Source organism: Sinorhizobium sp. 22678, assembly GCF_052044265.1.
Taxonomy (GTDB): domain Bacteria; phylum Pseudomonadota; class Alphaproteobacteria; order Rhizobiales; family Rhizobiaceae; genus Sinorhizobium; species Sinorhizobium meliloti_A.
This window is the reverse complement of record NZ_JBQEMS010000003.1, coordinates 321,241-340,366: the sequence shown is the minus strand read 5'-3', so window position 1 is coordinate 340,366 and position 19,126 is coordinate 321,241. Positions and strand designations below refer to the sequence as shown.

Genomic DNA, 19,126 nt, shown 5'->3' with positions numbered 1-19,126 from the left:
TACTTCTCATGAAACGCATATTGTCCGCTGCCGCACTGGCTCTCTTCGCCAGCGCGGCCAACGCCGAAAACATCGGCATCACCATCGCCCGCTCCGACAGCGCATTCCTGACCATCCTGCGCGACGGCATGCAGAACCAGGCCGCCAAGCTCGACGGCATCACCGTCCAGGTCGAGGATGCGCAGAACGATCCGAGCCGGCAGCTCGATCAGGTGCAGAACTTCGTCTCCTCCGGCGTCGACGCAATCATCGTCATCGCCGTCGACGGGGACAGCACACCGGCGCTGACGAAGATGGCGAGCGATGCGGGCATCCCGATCGTCTACGCGAACCACCCGCCGGCCGATGTCGACAAGCTACCCGAAACGGCTGCCTTCGTCGGCTCCAACGAGGTCGATTCCGGCACCCTGGAAACGAAGGAAGTGTGCCGGCTGCTCGGTGGCAAGGGCGCGGCCTATGTCCTCATGGGACCGCTCAACAATCACTCCTCGCTCGTCCGAACGAAAGACATCCATGACGTGATCGCCACGGACGAGTGCAAGGGCATGAGCGTCATCGAGGAGCAGAGCGCCAATTGGGATCGTCTCGAAGCCGCCAACATCATGACCAACTGGCTTTCGACCGGACGGGAATTCGACGCCGTGATCGCCAATAACGACGAGATGGCCATCGGCGCTATCCAGGCCATGAAGGCGGCGGGCGTCGACATGTCCAAGGTCGTCGTAGGGGGCATCGACGCAACGCCGGACGGCCTGGCCGCCATGGCTGCCGGCGATCTGGACGTCACCGTCTTTCAGAATGCGATCGCCCAAGGGGCTGCCGCCATGGACGCCGCCGTCGCCCTTTCGCGCGGCCAGAAGACCGAACGGCAGATCTGGGTTCCCTTCGAACTGGTGACGCCGCAGAACATGCAGGACTACGCCACGGCCAACCAGTAGGCCCTGGTTCCCGGGACCTTATCCAGTCCTCGTCCGCCGGCCGCTTTCCCCTCGCACCGCCTGCAGGGAAAGCGGCCGGCAGGTCGGACGACTGTTTCGCCCGGCCTCGTCGCATCCTTTGACAGCGACGAGAGTCGCTTCGGGGAAAACCGGCAACCATTCGTGAATTTCATTCACAGGCATTGCGACTGGCGAGGTGCTTCTCGCTGTCGGTCGGCTGCAGCATATTGCACTGCGAAACGTCAACCATCGCCAACGTCTTCGAGTCCCGCTTCGCGACCGCGAATTGCGGGCGGAAAGGATTTGCCATGCCTTTGGCCATCTTCGCATTGACGATCGCGGCCTATGCGATCGGAACCACCGAATTCGTGATCGTCGGTCTGCTGCCGACGGTCGCCACCGACCTCGCAATTACGCTGCCGCTTGCCGGCCTCATCGTCAGCGTCTACGCGCTCGGCGTCACCTTCGGCGCGCCGGTCCTGACGGCGCTGACCGGGCGGATCGAACGCAAGCCGCTGCTTCTCGGGCTGATGGCGCTCTTCATTGCCGGGAACACGGCCGCGGCGCTCTCACCGAACTATGAAGTGCTGCTCGTCGCACGGGTGCTTTCGGCCTTCGCCCACGGCGTCTTCTTCTCGGTCGGCTCGACGATCGCCGCCGATCTCGTACCGGAGAACCGCCGCGCTTCCGCGATAGCCATGATGTTCATGGGATTGACGGTCGCGATCGTCACCGGCGTCCCCATCGGCACCTATATCGGCCAAATCTTCGGGTGGCGGGCGACGTTCTGGGGCGTTGCGGCGCTCGGTGTCGTCGCCTTTGCCGGCATCGCCGCCCTCCTTCCGGGCACGCTCACCAAAGCCGCGCCGGCGAGCCTTCTCGATCAAGTGCGGGTTCTCGGTTCCGGCCGTCTGCTCATCGTCTTCGCCATGACCGCGCTCGGCTATGGCGGCACCTTCGTCGCCTTCACCTTCCTGGCGCCGATCCTGCAAGAGGTCACCGGCTTTTCCGAACGGAGCGTCAGCCTGATCCTCGTGCTCTACGGCGTCGCCATTGCCATCGGCAACATCGCCGGCGGGCGGATCGCCAACACCAATCCGGTCAAGGCGCTCGTCGGGCTCTTCCTGCTCCAGGCGCTGGTGCTGGTGATCTTCTCGTTCACCGCCATCTCGCCGGTGCTGACGCTCGTGACGCTCGCCGCGCTCGGCTTCCTGTCCTTCGCAAACGTACCGGGTCTGCAGCTCTACGTCGTTCAGCTTGCCAAGGGGCACCGGCCCGGTGCCGTCGACGTCGCCTCGGCGCTGAACATCGCCGCCTTCAATCTGGGTATCGCGCTCGGCGCGTGGCTCGGCGGCTTGGTGGTCGCCTCTCCGCTCGGCCTCGCTGCCACGCCATGGGTCGGTGCCATTCTCGTTTCGGGCGCGCTCCTGCTCACGCTTTGGAGCGGCGTTCTCGACCGCCGCGAAACGGTGTGCGGCGAGCCCGCCACCGTCAGCGGCTGAGATTGCGAAACGTCGCGCTGCCGCCGGAATTGCGGCAGCGCACAATTCATCATTGCATCGGCAGCAGCCGGTCCGTATAAAGCCGGTACTCACCCCGGACCCGGTGAAACCCCGGGTGGCTCTTCTGGCCGCCGATCCGCCAGACAACGCAACAGCATCAAACCATGACGAGCCGGCCTCCCGCCGGCCTGGTGTGCTACTCTTGCGAAGAAAATCATGAAACTGACACTTGCCAGCTATAAACGCGAATGGTTCTCCAATATCCGCGCCGACGTCCTATCGGGCATCGTCGTGGCGCTTGCACTGATCCCGGAGGCCATCGGCTTCTCGGTCATCGCCGGCGTCGATCCGAAGGTCGGCCTCTTCGCCTCCTTCGCCATCGCCTGCGTCTCCGCCTTTACCGGCGGCCGGCCGGGGATGATCTCGGCGGCGACGGCCGCCACCGCCGTCCTGATGGTGACGCTCGTCAGGGATCACGGCCTCCAATATCTCTTTGCCGCCACCCTGCTGATGGGGCTCATCCAGATCGCAGCCGGCTTCCTGAAGCTCGGCCGGGTGATGCGCTTCGTCTCCCGTTCGGTTATCACCGGCTTCGTCAATGCGCTTGCGATTCTGATCTTCATGGCGCAGCTTCCGGAACTCATCGGCGTGCCGCACGTGACCTATGCGATGATCGCGGCGGGGCTCGCGATCATTTACCTGTTTCCTTACGTCACCAGGGCGCTTCCCTCGCCGCTCGTCGCCATCGCCGTTCTGACCGCGGTGGCCGTATGGACCGGCATGGACATTCGCACGGTCGGCGATCTCGGCGAACTGCCGTCGAGCCTGCCGATCTTCGCGCTGCCGCAGGTGCCGCTCACCTTCGAGACGCTGCAGATCATCTTCCCCTATTCCGTGGCGCTTGCGGCCGTCGGGCTGCTCGAATCCCTTCTGACCGCTCAGATCGTCGACGACATGACGGACACGACGAGCAACAAGAGCCAGGAATGCATCGGCCAGGGCGCCAGCAACATCGCCTCCGGCCTCATAGGCGGGATGGGCGGCTGCGCCATGATCGGCCAGTCGGTGATCAACGTGACCTCCGGCGGGCGCGGGCGGCTCTCGACCTTCGTCGCCGGCGCCTTCCTTCTCTTCCTCATCCTCGTCCTCGACGACCTCGTCCGCATCATTCCGATGGCCGCACTCGTGGCTGTCATGATCATGGTCTCGGTCGGCACCTTCTCGTGGCGCTCCATCCTCGACCTGCGCCGCAATCCCCTGCCCTCCTCCGTCGTGATGCTGGCAACCGTCGTCACCACGGTCGGCACCCATGATCTCGCAAAGGGCGTCCTGGTCGGGGTGCTTCTGTCGGGGGTATTCTTCGCCGGAAAAGTCGCCCGCCTCTTCCATGTCCGCTCGATGCTCGACGAGAGCGGCACGGTGCGCACCTACCATGTCGACGGCCAGATCTTCTTCGCCTCGACCGAGGGTTTCATCGGCGCCTTCGACTTCGCCGAGCCGTTGGAAAAGGTCGTCATCGACGTCGGCGAGGCGCATCTGTGGGACATCACCGCGGTCGGCGCACTGGACAAGGTGGTGCTTAAATATCGCCGCCACGGCGTAACCGTCGAGGTGATCGGCCTCAACGAGGCCAGCGCTCATATGCTCGACCGCTTCGCCGTGCACGACAAGTGCGAAGGAGCGGCGCTCACCGCAACACATTGAATTCACGAGACCCCGGGTCGGACAGGATCAGCCCGGGGTCTCGTCCACAAGGACACGGGTTGCCCTTCCGGCGAGCACGGCCGCCTGCGGCTTTTCATTTAAAGTAAGACGGAACTATACCGAAAAAGTACCCTGCGGCTCACGACTACAGCAGCGTACCGCCGAGACACTCCCGCAGGTTCTCTACTATCTCCGCGATCCAGACATCGTTCATCAGCTCCAGCGGCGCATTGAATGAAACCGCAACATTCACTTCGTATTGGCCACGTCGCGGGACCGGTAGGCCGATGCCGCCCTCGCCGGGCAAATAATAGCCCATATTGACCGCATAGCCGCGACCGCGCGCCTCGCTTACCAGTTTCGTCACGACACCGGCATCGACGTGTCGCAGCGCCGGGTGCGTTGCATAGCGCTCGGAATTCGCTTCGATGATCTGTGCCGCATTGTCCTCGGGCAGCATCGAAAGCAAGGCCACGCTTCCCGCGGCAACGCCCATGGGCACGCGCGCGCCCACGCCCATCGTGAACTGCCTGCGCGTGGATCGGCTGACCATTTCGGCGCAAACGGCATCCACGCCTGCCTGCACCATCAGGTAGACAGTGAACCCGGTGCGCCGCGCGAATTCGGTCATGCCGGGCCGGATCAGTTGGATCTGGGACTCCAGCCGCTCCTGCCGTTTGGCGAGCATATGGATGGCCGGGCCCAGCCGGTAGTGCCCGTAGCGCCCCGCCGCCTCGGCAAAGCCTTTCTGCAGCAGCGCGGCGACACTGCGGTGGGCGGCCGACTTCGCGCTCCCCGTCCTTCGGGCAATTTCGGCCAGACTCAAGCCGTCCGGCCCTGCATCCCCGAGGACGATCAGTATCTCCAGTGCCCTCTCGGCGTTGAGGGAGGAGGCGACGCTTCCAGACATGATGTTACTTTCATTATATTCCTATAATCGGAACGATACAGGCGTTTTCGTCTCGATTAAAGGAATTTGTTTGACATGATGGACGATTGCCAGCATCGCGACCACCAAGGAAACGGAGTTTTCCGGACAGGAGAGGAGGCTGTCGCTCACCGGTTTCCTGCGCCCGATCGTCGGCGCAGGCGTCGGCCGGGTATGCTCTGTCAGGCGCCTCCATCCTGCCCGGGGTCTGACAAAGGGCGAGTGTATGCTGCCATTTCTGATCAAGCGCCTGGGGTTCGCGATCCTGACCCTGTTCAGCGTGCTTACCCTGGTTTTTCTGATCGTCAGGGTTCTGCCGGGGGACCCGGCTCTCGTCATTCTCGGAGACCAGGCGAGTCCGGCCAGCATCGCTGCCCTGCATGCCCGGCTCGGCCTCGACCAGCCCGTCCTCGTGCAATACGGCCAGTTTCTCCTGCAAGCGGTGCAGGGCGACCTCGGCAAGTCGATGGTGACCGGCCGGCCGGTTTCGGAAGAAATCCTCGCAGTTCTGCCCTATACGATGGAGCTGACTATCGCGGCACTCGCCCTCGGCGTGGTGCTGGGCGTTCCCGCCGGCGTCTGGGCTGCCGTAAGGCGCAATCGCCTCCCGGACTACCTTCTGCGGTTCATCTCACTGCTCGGCCTTTCGCTTCCGGCCTTTGTCGCGGCAATCGTACTGCTGATGGTTTTTGCGATCCAGTTCCGCTGGTTTCCCGTCATCAGCGCAGGCAGCGGTGAAACTATAGCCGACCGGCTTCGGCAAATGGCGCTGCCTACACTGGCGCTTGCACTGATCATGATGGCCTACATCACCCGCGTGACCCGCTCGGCCATGCTGGAGGTGCTCAATCAGGATTTCGTGCGCACGGCACGCGCAAAGGGTGCCACCCCCGCCGCCGTGATCGGGAGGCATGCTCTCGGAAACTGCATGATCCCGATCACCACGGTCGTCGGGCTCTACCTTGGCATTCTGATCGGCAATTCGGTTCTGACTGAGATCGTGTTTTCGCGCCCCGGCCTGGGCAAGCTGATCCTCACGGCACTCACGCAGCGGGACTACACGCTGCTTCAAGGCATGATCGTCATCTACACGCTGATGGTCGTCGTCGTGAACCTGCTGACCGACCTGACCTATGGCTTTCTCGATCCGAGGGTGCAGTACAAATGACCGACGCCAGCATCACACCCTCACGGCCGATCAGCCGCAGAAGCGCCTTTCGTGATTTTGCCGCACAATTGAACGCATCGACCTGGATCGGCATGCTCATCGTTCTGGCGCTGGTCCTGGCCGCGATCTTCGCGCCGCAGCTGGCGACGCACGATCCTGCAAGTCAGAACATCATGGACCAGCTGGCCGAGCCCGGCGCAAACTTCTGGCTGGGCGCTGACCAGTTCGGTCGAGACATCTGGTCGCGGATCCTCTACGGCGCACGATACTCGCTGACCATCGGGTTCTTTGCCATCCTGACGGCGCTGATCGTCGGCACGTTGATCGGCATGATCGCCGGCTATGTCGGCGGCCGCATAGACATCGTCTTCATGCAAGTCATGGATGTGGTGCTGGCTTTTCCCTCGCTCATTCTCGGCCTCGCGCTCGTGGCGTTGATGGGCGCCACGCTGACCAACATCATCATCGCGATCGCATTCACGGCAACGCCCGCTTTCGCCCGCATCGCCCGTGCCGGCGTCATCACACAGCGCGACCGCGAATATGTGCAGGCGTGCCAGGCAATGGGGTTCTCGGGCCCGAGAATTCTCTTCAGGCACATCATGCCGGCGATCCTGCCGGAGGTGATGGTCATGGCCTCGCTGTGGATGGCCACTGCCGTGCGCACCGAAGCGTCTTTGGCGTTCATCGGTCTGGGGCTGGCGCCGCCGACGCCGACCTGGGGCGGCATGGTGCGCGACGGGTTCGACAACATACTGAGCTCTTTCCATCTCGCACTCGTCCCCAGCTTGGCGATCCTGCTTCTGGTCCTTGCCTTCAACCTGATCGGCGATGGCCTGCGCGATGCCATCGACCCCCGCCTTAAGGATGCCTCGTGGTGGAGAAGAAGCCTGTCATTTCGGTTCGCAATCTCAGCGTCTCTTTCGGTCGCACCACGGTCGTTCATGATCTCAGCTTCGACATCGCCGCGGGGAGCACTCTCGCGCTGGTCGGAGAATCCGGCTCCGGAAAATCGGTTACCTCGCTTGCCATCATGCGGCTCCTGCCCGAGCGCGTCGCACGAGCCGGAGGCTCGATAACGCTTGATGACCGTGACCTCCTGACCCTGACCGAACCGGAAATGCGGCAGGTGCGCGGCGGACGGATCAGCATGATCTTCCAGGAACCGATGACGTCGCTGAACCCGGTCCAGCGCGTGGGCGACCAGCTCGCCGAGGTGATCCGCATCCATAGGGGGCTCAAAGGTGCGGCGCTGAAGGAAGCAGTATTGGAGATGCTGCGGAAGGTGCGTATCCCCGACCCGGAAGCGCGCATGCACCAGTACCCGCACACCTTCTCCGGCGGAATGCGGCAGCGCGTGATGATCGCCATGGCTCTCGCCTGCGATCCCGCGCTGATCATCGCCGACGAGCCGACGACCGCACTCGACGTGACGGTTCAGGCTCAGACGCTGGCCCTGCTGAAAGACCTTCAGCGTGAGACCGGCGCTGCGGTTCTGTTCATCACGCACGACATGGGCGTCGTCGCCGAGCTGGCCGACAATGTGCTGGTCATGCGCCGGGGACGCGAAATCGAGAGCGGCACCGTCCATGAGGTCTTCTCCAATCCGAAGGACGCCTATACCCGCAGCCTGATAGAAGCCGCTCCCAGCCTCGTGGGAAAACTCAGCGAGATCAGCGTTCCTGCTCAGCCGGTGCAAGGCGTGCCGGCCTCGATCACCGGCGAAACGCCGGTACTCGACGTTACCGACCTCACCGTGCGCTTTCCCGTACGCAGTGGATTCTTCGGTCGCCTGACGGGAATGGTTCACGCGGTCGAACGTGCATCGCTTGCCATAACGAAAGGCGAAACGCTCGGTCTGGTGGGGGAGTCCGGCTCCGGCAAGTCGACGATCGGCAAGGCCGTCATAAACCTCGCACCGATCGGTTCCGGCGATGTGCGGGTGTGCGGCCAGCGCGTGGACTATGACGATCCGCAGAGCCTCGCCCGTATGCGGCGCGACGTGCAGATGATATTCCAGGATCCCTACGGGTCGCTCGATGCCCGGCAGACGATCGGCTCTGCGATCATGGAGCCCATGCAGGTCCATGGGCTCGCCAGGGGCGCCGAAGCCTTCGAGAAGATGCAATGGCTGATGGAGCGGGTGGGCCTCGACCCTTCGCGCGCCTCGAGCCTGCCGCACGAATTCTCGGGCGGCCAACGGCAGCGCATCTGCATCGCGCGCGCACTGGCGATGTCGCCGAAGCTCATCATCGCCGACGAAGCGGTCTCCGCGCTCGATGTGGCGATCAAAGGCCAGATCATCGACCTGATGATCGACCTGCAGAAGGAATTCGGCGTCTCCTATCTGTTCATCAGCCACGATATGGCCGCGGTAGAACGGATCTGCGATCGGGTGGCGGTCATGTATTTCGGCGAGATCGTCGAGATCGGCAAGACCGAGGACGTTATCGGCCGGCCGGGCCACGAATATACCAGGCGCCTGCTTTCGGCCATCCCGATCACCCATCCCGACCAGCGCGGACGGCGCCCGCCCCAGGGCGTGGACGTCACCCAGCCGCGCAGTCCCATCAAGCCACTCGCATATCAGGCCCCGGCCCCCCGCTGGTCCATGGCCTCCGAAGGGCACTTCATCCGCAGTGCGACCTGACCTCCAACGCAGAAGGACTACCGACTTGCACACGATCGAAGAGCTTGCAGCCTTTGTCGCCGGCTGCCCGGCGGCAGACATAGGGGGGCAGGCGCGTGAAGCCGCGTCGCTTCTCTTGGCCGACCTGATGGCTGCGACGGCCGCCGGCCTGCACTCGCCTCTTGCGACGGCCGCCCGCGAAGCCGCCGTCGATCTGTACGGAACCGGACCGGCGGCAGTCTGGCTGACCGACATCAACCTTTCGCCCGCCGGCGCGGCCATGGCCAATGCCGCGGCGGCCAGCGCCCTCGACATCGACGACGGCCACCGCGGTGCCGCCGGTCACGCCGGAGCAGGCGTCATCCCCGCGGCCTTGGCCGTGGGGCAGGCGTCGGGCTCGAGCGACGAGCAGATCATGAGCGCGATCGTACTCGGTTACGACGTCGCGCTGCGCGTGGCGTCGTCTCGTCCCACCTCGACCATCGACACCTACAGCAGTGGCCGCTGGGTGGGCTACGGAGCTGCCGCTGCTGCCGGACGACTGCTCGGCTTGACCGCCGGACAGCTTGCAAATGCAATGGCCATTGCCGGCGCCGAGGGGCCCATAAGCTTCCCGACCGGCAGCTCGAAATATCAGGGAACCACCGTGAAGGAGGCGATCCCGCCGGCGGTGACGGCGGGGCTTACCGGCGCCTATCGCGCACGCGCCGGAGCGACCGGCCCCCTGGACCTTCTGGACAGGCCCTCGCATTTCAACCGCGAAATCCTGACCGGCGGCCTCGGGAAAAGCTGGTGGCTGCAGCAGTGTTATCTCAAACCCTATGCCTGTTGCCGGTACATGCACGCTGCAATCGACGCGGTTCTCCAATTGCGCCAGCCCGGCAAGGCGATCCGCAGCCTTCGGATCGAGACGTTCCCGCAGGGACTGAGGCTTTCGAACGCCCGCACGCCGAAATCGCTCGAAGCGGGGCAATACAGCTTCTACTTCAGCTGCGCTCTGGCTGCCTTGTACGGACCATCGGCCCTGCAACCCGTCGATCCGGACCGGTTGCAGGATCCGGACGTGCTCGATCTCGCCGGCCGCATCGAGCTGGTAGCGCATGAGGACTTTGCCGGCTCGTTCCCCGGGGGCACGCCCTGCCGCGTGATCATCGATCAGGGCGAAGGTCCGCAGACCGCCACCGTTCTCCACCCGCTCGGCGACGTCGCCAATCCGATGTCGCGCGAACAGGTGAAGGAGAAATTCCGCCAAATCGGCGCGGCAAGCGTCGAATCCGGCTGGCTGAACGACATTCTCCCGGCACTCGACGGGATTCTGGACCATGGCTTTGGGCCGCTTTTCTCCGTGCTGAACCCTCGCCAATACAATCTGAACAAACGCAACATCATGCTAATCAAGGAGGTAGCGCAATGATGCAATTCAAGTTCCCGAGGGCTCTGGTCCTGGCGGCGATTATGGCTGGCAGCGCGCTCGCTCCCTTGCCGGCAATGGCCGCAAAGACGGAGCTCACTCTCGGCGCGGCAGCAGCCGACATCGGCAATCTCGATCCTCATTATTCGGCGAGCACCACCGACCGCACCCTGGTCGCCTGGATATTCGGCGGCCTGGTCCGCTTCGCTCCCGGCACGACCGACCCCGCCTCGATCGAACCGGACCTTGCCGAAAGCTGGGAATCCAGCCCCGACAAGCTGGTCTGGACCTTCAAACTGCGCAAGGGTGTCCAGTTCCACCACAACTATGGTGAAGTGACCGCCGAGGACGTCGTCTTCAGCCTGCAGAAGGCAGCGGATCCCGAGCGTTCGGCCTTTGCCACCGACTACGCCTCCTTCGACAAGATCGAGGCAGTCGATCCCTATACCGTGCGCATCACGCTGAAGAACGCCATTCCGAGCGTGCTGGGTCCGTTGGCGAACTATGCCGGCGGCTTCATCGTCAGCAAGAAGGCCTACGAAGAACGGGCGGAGAGCTTCTCGCGCCGTCCGGTCGGTTTCGGTCCGTTCCAGCTCGACTCGATCGAGCCCGGCGTGGCCGTGCATTTCAGTGCCCACAAGGATTATTTCCGCGGCGCGCCGAAATTGACGAAGGTGACATATCGCTTCCTCAATGCTGCGGCTGCACGCGATCTGGCGTTCCTCGCCGGTGAGGTCGACGCGGCCACAGGGCTTGCCGACCCGAATTGGCTGAAACGCACCCTGGCGGTCGACGGCACCACCGTGGACATCTTCGATCCAGCCGAATTGACCGTGCTGCACATCAACACCAAGAAAGCGCCGTTCGACGACATCCGGGTCCGTCGTGCCTTGGCCTACGCCGTGGATCCGAGCCGTGTCGCCGCCTATCGCGGAACCGAATTCACCCGCGTGGGAAAGTCGATCATTCCCTCGAACAATCTTGGCTACACCGAGGACAACGGCCTGGTAACCTTCGATGCGGAAAAGGCCAAGGCACTGCTTGCCGAGGCAGGCCATCCGGACGGCATCACGGTCAAGATGATCTCGAGCCAGCTGCCGAGCTATGAATCCTCGAACCAGATCCTTCAGGCTCAGCTTCGAGAGGCAGGCTTCAATCTCGAGCTGCAGCCGGTCGAGCACGCCACCTGGCACCAGATGATTCGGCAGGACCTGAGCCCGCTCGTGACCTACGGTGCAGCCCGCTTCCCGGTAGCGGATGTCTATCTCAGCCAGTTCTTCCATTCGAACAGCGCCATCGGATCGCCCGCTGCGGTGACGAACTTCAGCCATTGCGACGTGGCCGACAAGCAGATCGAGGCAGCCCGTGTCGAAACCGATCCGGAAAAGCAGCTGGAGCTGTGGCACGAAGCACAGCGGCTGATCATCGAGGCGGTCTGCGGGGTTCCGATAACCGAGACAGCAGGTGTGTGGGCGCGGCGCAAGAACCTCGACTGGGGCTTCGATTTCAAGGGCTCGATGTCGCTCGGGCCGCTGGTGACCGAACTCACTCATTTCACGGAATAACAATCCACGGGCTGCGGGAAACCGCAGCCCAATTCATTGTGTGATGAACCCATTATGTCCAAAGAGATTTTCCCGATCTATTCCAGCCCATGCGGCTGGAACGCAATGCTCCCGAAGCGTACACCCCGCTCACCGTTGCAGAGCGACCTTACCGTCGATTATGCCATCGTGGGTGCCGGCTACACCGGCCTCGCGATCGCGCGCCGGCTCCGTGAACTCGATCCGCAGGCAAGCATTGCCGTGTTCGAGGCATCATCCGTCGGGGAAGGATCTTCAGCCCGCAATTCCGGTTTTACCGGGTCCGAAGTGCTGCCTCGCACCGCCACCCTTGCCGGCGCCGAGAAAGCGCTGCGTCAAACGGCTCTGATGAGGGAACCCTTCGACTGGCTCAAAAGCATGATTGCAGATGCCGGCATCGAATGCGAGCTGCAGAAAGTCGGATCGATCCGCGCTGCGGCGACGGAAGCCGGGGAGGCCTCGCTGAGGCAGGTCGTCGAAGTCGCGAAGGCCAACGGAATAAGCCACACGGTGCTGGGGCGGAACGAAATAGCCGAGCGCATCGGATCGGATTATTACCGCTTCGGCATTTATCTGAACGACACCTATTTGCTGCAACCGGCAGCCCTCATTCGCGGCCTCGCCGACTCCCTGCCGGACGGCATCGACCTTTACGAAAATACGGCGGTCCAACGATTGAAGCGGAACGGCGGGAGCTGGGAGCTCCTGACCGACGGCGGCTTCGTGCGCGCGCGAAGCGTCGCTCTCGCAAACAACGGGTTCATCCGGCGTTTCGGCTATCTCAAGCTCCGCATGACCACGATCTTTACCTATGCCGCGGTGACGTGCCCGGTCCCCCAGGCAGACCTCGGCCATCTCGGCCAGTCGCCGGCATGGGGTCTCCTGCCCTCTCATCGGCTTGGGACGACTTTGCGGCGTATCGGGCGCGACCGTCTCATGGTGCGCTCCCTTTATGCCCACGAGCACGAAGTGCCCGTGGAGGAGGCGTCCGCGAAGTTGCGCGACCGCTTTGTTCGGCGGTGGCCGGGCTTGGGCCATGTGGACCTGGAATATGTCTGGGGCGGCGCGACGGCGTTCACCATGAATGGCGCACCGTGGTGGGGCAAGCTCGACGACGGCCTTTTCGCGTCCGGCGGCTGTAATGGCAGCGGGATAGCAAAAGGCACGATGCTCGGCCGGCATCTCGCCGAACTGATGCTCGGCACCGGCGATCCGGCAAAGGTCAGCGGCGCGATGGGAACGGCCAGCCTGATCGCTCCCGAACCCTTCCGCAGCATCGGCTTCCAGATCGTCTCGGCAATCGAAAGCCGCAAAGCGGGCCTGGAAGCCTAGAGAGTTTGAACGACGCACTTCCGGACGGAAAGCCGATACGCACTTTTCCTGGAAGTCCTCTAAGGGAAGAACCTATCATGAAAGTGGAACGCTTTGACGTGAACGCACGCAGAAGCCGCCTCGTGAAATACAACGGCGTCTGTTACCTCTCCGGCCAGTTTTCCGACAATGCCGGTGACGTCGCCACCCAGACGCGGGAAACGCTGGCGAAAATCGACGAGTTGCTTGCACGCGCAGGCACGGACAAGTCACGCCTGCTGACCGCCGAAGTCTGGATTACCAGCATGGCCGATTTTGCCGCGATGGATGCGGTCTGGAAGGAATGGGTGGCACCGCAGAACCCGCCAACCCGATGCTGCTGCGCCGTCGAGCTCGGCGACCCGGACATGCGGGTAGAAATCATGGTGACCGCGGCCTTCGGCGATGCGGAGGTGATGGAGCTTTAGAGCGATTCAGCGCTTAAGATCGCAAACCAGCGCGCGTGCAGGAACGCTCTGCGAACCTTCCCGCACGCACGCTTGGCCAGCTAGCTCCGGCTGCGCGACGGCACTCCGGTGACGGCGCGTTCTTCGGCAAAGTAGTCGCGCGTCAGTTGGGCGATGACTGGGGACAGGAGCAGCAACGAGATAAGGTTGGGGATAGCCATCAGTGCGTTCAGCGTGTCGGCCACCAGCCAGGCAAAGTCGAGGCTGAGGGTGGCGCCGAAGAACACCGCGACGGTCCACACGATGCGGAACGGTATCGCGCTCACGGTTCCGATCAGGTATTCCCAGCACTTCTCGGCATAATAGGCCCAGCCGAGGATCGTCGTGAAGGCGAACAATGCCAGCGAGATGGTGACGAGATAATTCCCATAGCCGGGCAGCGCCGCTTCGAAGGCCGCAGAACTCAGCACCGCTCCGGTTTCGCCCGAGGCCCAGACGCCCGACACCATGATCGCCAGACCGGTCAGGGTGCAGACGATGATCGTGTCGATGAACGTCCCCATCATGCCGATGACGCCGGAGAAAACGGGATTGGCGGTCGAGCCGGCAGCCTGTGCGATACCGGCGGTGCCGAGGCCCGCCTCGTTCGAGAAGATCCCGCGCGCCACACCCATGCGGATCGCCATCAGTACAGTGGAGCCGAGGAAGCCGCCGGTGGCTGCCGTCGGACTGAATGCCTGGGTGAAGATGGTGGCGATCGCCTCGGGGATGTTGCCGGCAAAGACGATCAGGACGACGACCACACAGGTGAGATAGAAGATCGCCATAAAGGGCACGACCTTCTCGGCCACGGCGCCGATGCGCTTGATGCCGCCGAGAATCACCGCACCCGTCAAGACGGTCATCACGATGCCGCTGATCCAGGTCTCGATGCCGAAGGCGTTCTCGACCGCACTGGCGATACCGTTGGCCTGAACCATGTTTCCGATACCGAAACCCGCCAGTCCGCCGAAGATGGCAAAGGCGGTGCCCAGCCACTGCCAGTGCTTCCCGAGCCCATTCTTGATGGCGAACATCGGTCCGCCGGCGTGTTCGCCTTTGTCGTCGACCTCGCGGTATTTCACCGCTACGACGACCTCGGCGTATTTCGTCGCCATTCCGACGAAGGCGGTAATCCACATCCAGAACAGCGCACCGGGTCCGCCCACCGCGATAGCGGTAGCGACGCCGGCGATGTTGCCCGTGCCGATGGTGGCCGAGAGCGCCGTCATCAGCGCGGCGTAGGGTGTAATCTCGCCTTCGGCGGCCCTCCCCGGCCTGCGGCTTTTCAAGATCATGCGGAAGCCGTAGCCCACTTTGCGGATCGGCATGAAGCCCAGGCGAAGCTGAAGATACAGACCGGTGCCAATGATCAGCACGATCATGGGCACGCCCCAAACGATGCCGTTGAGCCAGTTAAAGAATTGGTTGAGTGCTTCCACGAGACTGCTCTCCTCCCTGGTGCCTGTCTTTCCGCGAGCCTGCGCACGCCTGCGGCCTGACTAACTTCACCGGCGAATATTGCAAGCCCGTCTTGTTCATGGGCCACAGGCACCTTGATTCATTTCGATCGAGGACGCCTGGGTGTCCCCCGTCTGCGAACACGCAGGCGGTACCCGTGGAGCCGGCGCGTCAGGCGCGATAGGTACATGCGGGCCCCTCGGGAGCCGCGATCATACATAGAAGTCGAGGTTGGTGAATTTCATAGTTCGAATGCTTCTATTTATGAAATTGATGATGGCCGGCAGATCGGCATGGGAAAGCGGCGCGGCCGGCACGAGATTGTCAGTACTCGGCGCGCGAACATACATACCCATCCGGTTCAGCCGGCCTTCGCAACGGGCCACCACCCAGCATCGCCGGCTTCCTCATCGGTGCCGGCGTCTCCTCTCCAATCGCGGGCAGTTGAAACCCGCAGAACAAGTCAGGGCGGAACGTCGAATCCCGCTCTCGGCGCCGCGCGCGCTTCAATCGTCGATGCGGAAGCCCACCTTCATCACCACCTGGTAATGCGCGACCTTGCCATTCACGATCTGGCCGCGGACCTGGTCCACTTCGAACCAGTCGAGATTCCGGGTCGTTTTCGAAGCACGCGAAATCGCGCCTTCGATGGCCTCGTCTATCGAGTTCGGCGAACTGCCGATCAGCTCGATCTTCTTGTAGACGTGCTCGCTCACGGTTTCCTCCTGAAGCTTCTAGGTTGATTCCAGGCTCGCCGGGTCTCCTTGTAGGGGCGGCAAGGGACGGCAGCGCGACCGCCGCCAAGGACAATCATGCCCTCGTTCGGCGCGAACCGCCAGCGTTCGGGGAAAATCGGCCTATGCCGCGCCAGGCGGCCGGCTGCCCTGGGGATTAAAAATGCTCTATGCTCGTATCACTGGCCATGTCCGAACGCGACGCCCCGCCAAGGACGCGCGAACGCTCCACGAAGGAGGCGACCATGCTGCCGACCCGACGTTCCCTGCTGAGGGCGTTTCTGGCCTTACCCGCCCTGCCCGTCGCCGATCGCGCCGCGGCGCAGCGACCCGCATTGCCGCTCACACAGGCCTGCGACGACGATGACGACCTGACGCCCGCGCTGACGGCGGGCCCTTTCTACAAGCCCGATGCGCCGCTCAGGCACGAACTTTCCGGCGACGCCCCGAACGGCGAACGCATCACCATTGCCGGCTACGTGCTCGACGGCAATTGCAGGCCGATCGCCGGCAGTCTCGTCGAAATCTGGCATGCGGACGAAACCGGCGCCTACGATACACGCGGCTACAGGCTGCGGGGTCACCACATGACCGACGAACGCGGGCGATGGTGGTTCAGCACCATCGTCCCGGCACTCTATCCCGGCCGCACCCGCCACTATCATTTTCGGGTGCGCCCTCCCGGCGCCGCGGTCCTGACAACGCAGCTCTTCTTCCCGAACGAACCTCAGAACGACCGTGATCACCTTTATACGCCGTCGCTGCAGCTTGACATTCGCGACACGGAGGACGGCAAGTTCGGGCGTTTCGATTTTGTAGCCTGACGCGCTCGCGGAGGTGACCGGCACGGGATGAACGATCCGGCGCTTCGCTGAATCCGGAACAGATCGCCGTCCTACAGGTTCGGGCGGAGACGAGGACGAATTGATGAAGCAGAAACTTTTGGCGCAAGACGCAAGCGAACGCACCTTCATTCTCGTACTCGAGGAGGGCGACGAAGCATTCTCGGCCATTTCGGCCTTCGCAGCGCAGGCGGGCATCGCCGGCGCATCGGTGACGGCGATCGGCGCCTTCAGCAGCGCGACGGTGGGCTTCTTCCGTGTCGAAAGCAGAAATTACAGGAAGATCCCCGTAGCTGAGCAATCGGAAGTTCTGAGCGCGATCGGCGACATTGCCCGCGACGAAGCCGGCCGCCCGAGCCTGCATTTGCATGCGGTTCTGGGGTTGGAAGACGGGTCGACCCGTGGCGGGCACCTTCTGGAGGGGCGCGTCCGTCCGACCCTGGAGGTCATCATCCGCGAAAGCCCGACTGGATTGCGCCGGCGCAAGCGACCGGAACTCGGGATAGCGCTCATCGACCTCGACGCCGAATGAGGTTCAGCTTTTCGCGCTCGAACTCGGGTTGCGCTTGTTTCTGGCCGGCACGCGCCGGCGACCTCACGGCGACCGAAGGAGCGAGAAACCGACCGGTTCCTCGCAAACCATGCCGCCGATCTCCCGATGGCGGCAGCGCGCCCTTCCATGGACCGCACATTGTCTCCGGCAGGACGGGTCCAATTTTCACCAGGGCCGCCAGCCGCTTGACCAATAACGGCCCTTCAGATCGCTCAGCCGATCCTCGATATCGGCGATCAGGTCCTCGATGCGCGAGGAGCTTCGCGATTGCCAATAGGGCCGGCTGGTTCCTGCAATGAGCAGCCCCAGAAGACCGACCACGGCGAGCGCCGTCCAGGCGGGATGTTCCCTTGCCATCTCGCCGGCCCTGCGGCCCGTATCCGCGATGGCCCTGCCGGAATAGATACCGAGATCGGAGAGCTTTTCGGTCAGCGCATTGACCTGCTCGCGCAACGATCTGACTTCCTCTTCCATGCTTGCCTGGTCCGGAACGCCTACCGATCCGTTCTTCGTATCGACCACGCCGCGCGGTATGGTGGATCCGAGTCGCTTTTCCTGTGCCATATGCTCATCCTCCGTGTCTGGGTCCCAACTTGTCAGAGACAGCAACCCGGAAACGGCGGCCGGGGGCCGGGAGTTCCTTTTGAGGCTGAATTTGGATCTGATGACGGCCGAGCAGGCGGATCAGGCAACCGCGACTTTGGAGTGGGATGAGGAAAAGTGTATGCGGTTTTCCACCCGCATCCCGCGTCTCAACTTCATGGAATCGATCACGGTCATGTTCCAGGTCGGCCCCACCTGAAAGCATCGTGATCTAAGGCCTGTCGAGATTCGGGCCGCACGCGGCGGCTTGTTTGATTTCCTCATTCCTGTGCTCGTCACAGGGATGAGGAGAAAGGAGAGATTGCAGCCCTCCGATAGGCCTCCTACAGCGCCGCGCGTCATATGAGACGCGCAAATGTCGCTGTAGCACTTTGCAGCGGACGCACGGTCGGTACTCATGGAATTCAAGCGCATCACCATGCGTGCCGACAAACCGACCAGAGCTTCAACGCCATTGTCCATCCCGCGGCAGCCGTCATAAACTCAAAGTGAATCTCCCGAAGGCCGCGAGCAGACGAGGAAGAACCTGCGGTAGAAGAATGTCCTCAGCCTGTTTCTGAGATCGGCATTCCTGCGCTGGGCCGCCGCGATCGGGCGGCGGGACGGCAACTCTATGTTCTGGAATCCCGCCTCTTCGATCAAGGGAAGAAGTCTTTCGACGGTGAGGCCATCGCCAAAGGGCAGACGCTCCATGATCTTTGCGTGGCGTTCGCTCATGGCGCCGTCGTAATGCGGGTCATGGCCGATGATCCGCTCGAGGGCAGCCACCGCGAAAGACGCCAGACGGCCGAGCGGCGTCGGCTTCGACCAGTCCCCGTCGAAGACGAGCAGCCTTCCGCCCGGTTTCAGCAGGCGGAACCATTCGGCGAAAGCCTGCTCCGGCTCCGTCAGCGTCCAGACGAGATGCCGGCAGACCACGGCATCATAGGTCTCGTCCGGCTCCATCGTGTGCTCGGCATCGGCCAGAATGAAACGAACCCTGTCGTTCCCTGCGTGCTTGCGCCGCGCCACCGCGAGCATGGCCTCGGAGAAATCTAGCGCCGTCACTTCGTGGCCGAGCGAAAGGAGCACGTTGGTCACCTCCCCCGTCCCGCAGGCGAGTTCGAGAACCTTCAGCGGCCTCGCCCCGAGTGCGCTGCGCATCGCTGCCGCCCAGGCGTCGAGCTCCGGTCCCGGCGGGATGCGGTGGCCGAAGGCGAGGTCGAACGTTTCCGACCGCTTCGACCAGTATTCGCGGATATCTTCCTTCAGGTGGTGGTTGCGCATGTCCATGG

17 protein-coding genes, 1 pseudogene and 1 other annotated feature are annotated in these 19,126 nt (G+C 63.2%); of the genes and pseudogenes, 13 read left to right on the top strand and 5 right to left on the bottom strand.

What is annotated here, in order from left to right; genetic code table 11:
* Positions 1-8 precede the first annotated feature (8 nt).
* The 3 genes from ACTJKL_RS07120 (at position 9) to ACTJKL_RS07110 (ending at position 4,144) form a co-directional block, all read left to right on the top strand.
* The gene (locus ACTJKL_RS07120; RefSeq protein WP_275599579.1) at positions 9-938 is read left to right on the top strand and encodes a substrate-binding domain-containing protein; all 930 of its coding nucleotides are present in this window, start codon (positions 9-11) and stop codon (positions 936-938) included.
* Positions 939-1,246: 308 nt separating this feature from the next.
* Positions 1,247-2,440, top strand: coding sequence for an MFS transporter (locus ACTJKL_RS07115; RefSeq protein ID WP_440852540.1), 1,194 nt, complete (start codon positions 1,247-1,249; stop codon positions 2,438-2,440).
* Between the two features lie 93 nt (positions 2,441-2,533).
* Positions 2,534-2,589: a sequence feature (sul1 is cis-regulatory element that is thought to sense ions involved in sulfur or methionine metabolism; They are found in Alphaproteobacteria), on the top strand.
* 67 nt (positions 2,590-2,656) lie between these two features.
* The gene (locus ACTJKL_RS07110) at positions 2,657-4,144 is read left to right on the top strand and encodes a SulP family inorganic anion transporter (RefSeq protein ID WP_440852539.1); all 1,488 of its coding nucleotides are present in this window, start codon (positions 2,657-2,659) and stop codon (positions 4,142-4,144) included.
* A gap of 145 nt (positions 4,145-4,289) precedes the next feature.
* Here the strand turns inward: ACTJKL_RS07110 and ACTJKL_RS07105 are convergent, their stop codons facing one another.
* Positions 4,290-5,054 carry an IclR family transcriptional regulator gene (locus ACTJKL_RS07105; protein ID WP_338282262.1) on the bottom strand — a complete coding sequence of 255 codons (765 nt, stop codon included), beginning with the start codon at positions 5,052-5,054 and terminating at the stop codon, positions 4,290-4,292.
* 244 nt (positions 5,055-5,298) lie between these two features.
* Between ACTJKL_RS07105 and ACTJKL_RS07100 the strand changes: the two genes are divergently transcribed.
* The 7 genes and pseudogenes from ACTJKL_RS07100 to ACTJKL_RS07070 all read left to right on the top strand — a co-directional run bounded on the left by ACTJKL_RS07100 (position 5,299) and on the right by ACTJKL_RS07070 (position 13,641).
* Entirely contained in the window at positions 5,299-6,240 is a 942-nt protein-coding gene (locus ACTJKL_RS07100; RefSeq protein ID WP_440852538.1) for an ABC transporter permease, read from the top strand.
* A pseudogene (locus ACTJKL_RS07095) lies at positions 6,237-7,115 on the top strand (ABC transporter permease); the annotation flags it as partial. The gene ACTJKL_RS07100 and the pseudogene ACTJKL_RS07095, both read left to right, overlap by 4 nt.
* A 2-nt stretch (positions 7,116-7,117) precedes the next feature.
* Positions 7,118-8,890 carry an ABC transporter ATP-binding protein gene (locus tag ACTJKL_RS07090; protein WP_411923695.1) on the top strand — a complete coding sequence of 591 codons (1,773 nt, stop codon included), beginning with the start codon at positions 7,118-7,120 and terminating at the stop codon, positions 8,888-8,890.
* Between the two features lie 25 nt (positions 8,891-8,915).
* Positions 8,916-10,283: an MmgE/PrpD family protein gene (locus tag ACTJKL_RS07085; RefSeq protein ID WP_440852537.1), complete on the top strand. Its 1,368-nt coding sequence runs from the start codon at positions 8,916-8,918 to the stop codon at positions 10,281-10,283.
* Positions 10,280-11,845 carry an ABC transporter substrate-binding protein gene (locus ACTJKL_RS07080; protein ID WP_440852536.1) on the top strand — a complete coding sequence of 522 codons (1,566 nt, stop codon included), beginning with the start codon at positions 10,280-10,282 and terminating at the stop codon, positions 11,843-11,845. The genes ACTJKL_RS07085 and ACTJKL_RS07080 overlap by 4 nt, the downstream gene beginning before the upstream one ends.
* A gap of 54 nt (positions 11,846-11,899) precedes the next feature.
* On the top strand, positions 11,900-13,195 hold the full coding sequence (locus tag ACTJKL_RS07075) for an NAD(P)/FAD-dependent oxidoreductase (protein WP_440852535.1): 1,296 nt from the start codon (positions 11,900-11,902) through the stop codon (positions 13,193-13,195).
* 77 nt (positions 13,196-13,272) lie between these two features.
* Positions 13,273-13,641: a RidA family protein gene (locus tag ACTJKL_RS07070; RefSeq protein WP_100670960.1), complete on the top strand. Its 369-nt coding sequence runs from the start codon at positions 13,273-13,275 to the stop codon at positions 13,639-13,641.
* Positions 13,642-13,721: 80 nt separating this feature from the next.
* On the opposite strand, the gene ACTJKL_RS07065 is transcribed toward ACTJKL_RS07070, so the two are convergent.
* Positions 13,722-15,101, bottom strand: a complete 1,380-nt coding sequence (locus ACTJKL_RS07065; RefSeq protein ID WP_275600100.1) for an alanine/glycine:cation symporter family protein — start codon at positions 15,099-15,101, stop codon at positions 13,722-13,724.
* A 525-nt stretch (positions 15,102-15,626) separates the two neighbouring features.
* Positions 15,627-15,836: a dodecin gene (locus ACTJKL_RS07060; RefSeq protein ID WP_018095980.1), complete on the bottom strand. Its 210-nt coding sequence runs from the start codon at positions 15,834-15,836 to the stop codon at positions 15,627-15,629.
* A 263-nt stretch (positions 15,837-16,099) separates the two neighbouring features.
* On the opposite strand from ACTJKL_RS07060, the gene ACTJKL_RS07055 reads away from it, so the two are divergent.
* Positions 16,100-16,678: a dioxygenase family protein gene (locus ACTJKL_RS07055; protein WP_440852534.1), complete on the top strand. Its 579-nt coding sequence runs from the start codon at positions 16,100-16,102 to the stop codon at positions 16,676-16,678.
* Between the two features lie 103 nt (positions 16,679-16,781).
* Positions 16,782-17,228 carry a PPC domain-containing DNA-binding protein gene (locus tag ACTJKL_RS07050; protein ID WP_338282244.1) on the top strand — a complete coding sequence of 149 codons (447 nt, stop codon included), beginning with the start codon at positions 16,782-16,784 and terminating at the stop codon, positions 17,226-17,228.
* Positions 17,229-17,414: 186 nt separating this feature from the next.
* Here ACTJKL_RS07050 and ACTJKL_RS07045 read toward each other — a convergent pair whose 3' ends face one another.
* The gene (locus tag ACTJKL_RS07045; protein ID WP_440852533.1) at positions 17,415-17,813 is read right to left on the bottom strand and encodes a hypothetical protein; all 399 of its coding nucleotides are present in this window, start codon (positions 17,811-17,813) and stop codon (positions 17,415-17,417) included.
* 91 nt (positions 17,814-17,904) lie between these two features.
* Between ACTJKL_RS07045 and ACTJKL_RS07040 the strand changes: the two genes are divergently transcribed.
* Positions 17,905-18,051: a hypothetical protein gene (locus tag ACTJKL_RS07040; protein ID WP_440852532.1), complete on the top strand. Its 147-nt coding sequence runs from the start codon at positions 17,905-17,907 to the stop codon at positions 18,049-18,051.
* Between the two features lie 284 nt (positions 18,052-18,335).
* On the opposite strand, the gene ACTJKL_RS07035 is transcribed toward ACTJKL_RS07040, so the two are convergent.
* Entirely contained in the window at positions 18,336-19,124 is a 789-nt protein-coding gene (locus tag ACTJKL_RS07035; protein ID WP_338282235.1) for a class I SAM-dependent methyltransferase, read from the bottom strand.
* Between the last annotated feature and the right edge of the window lie 2 nt (positions 19,125-19,126).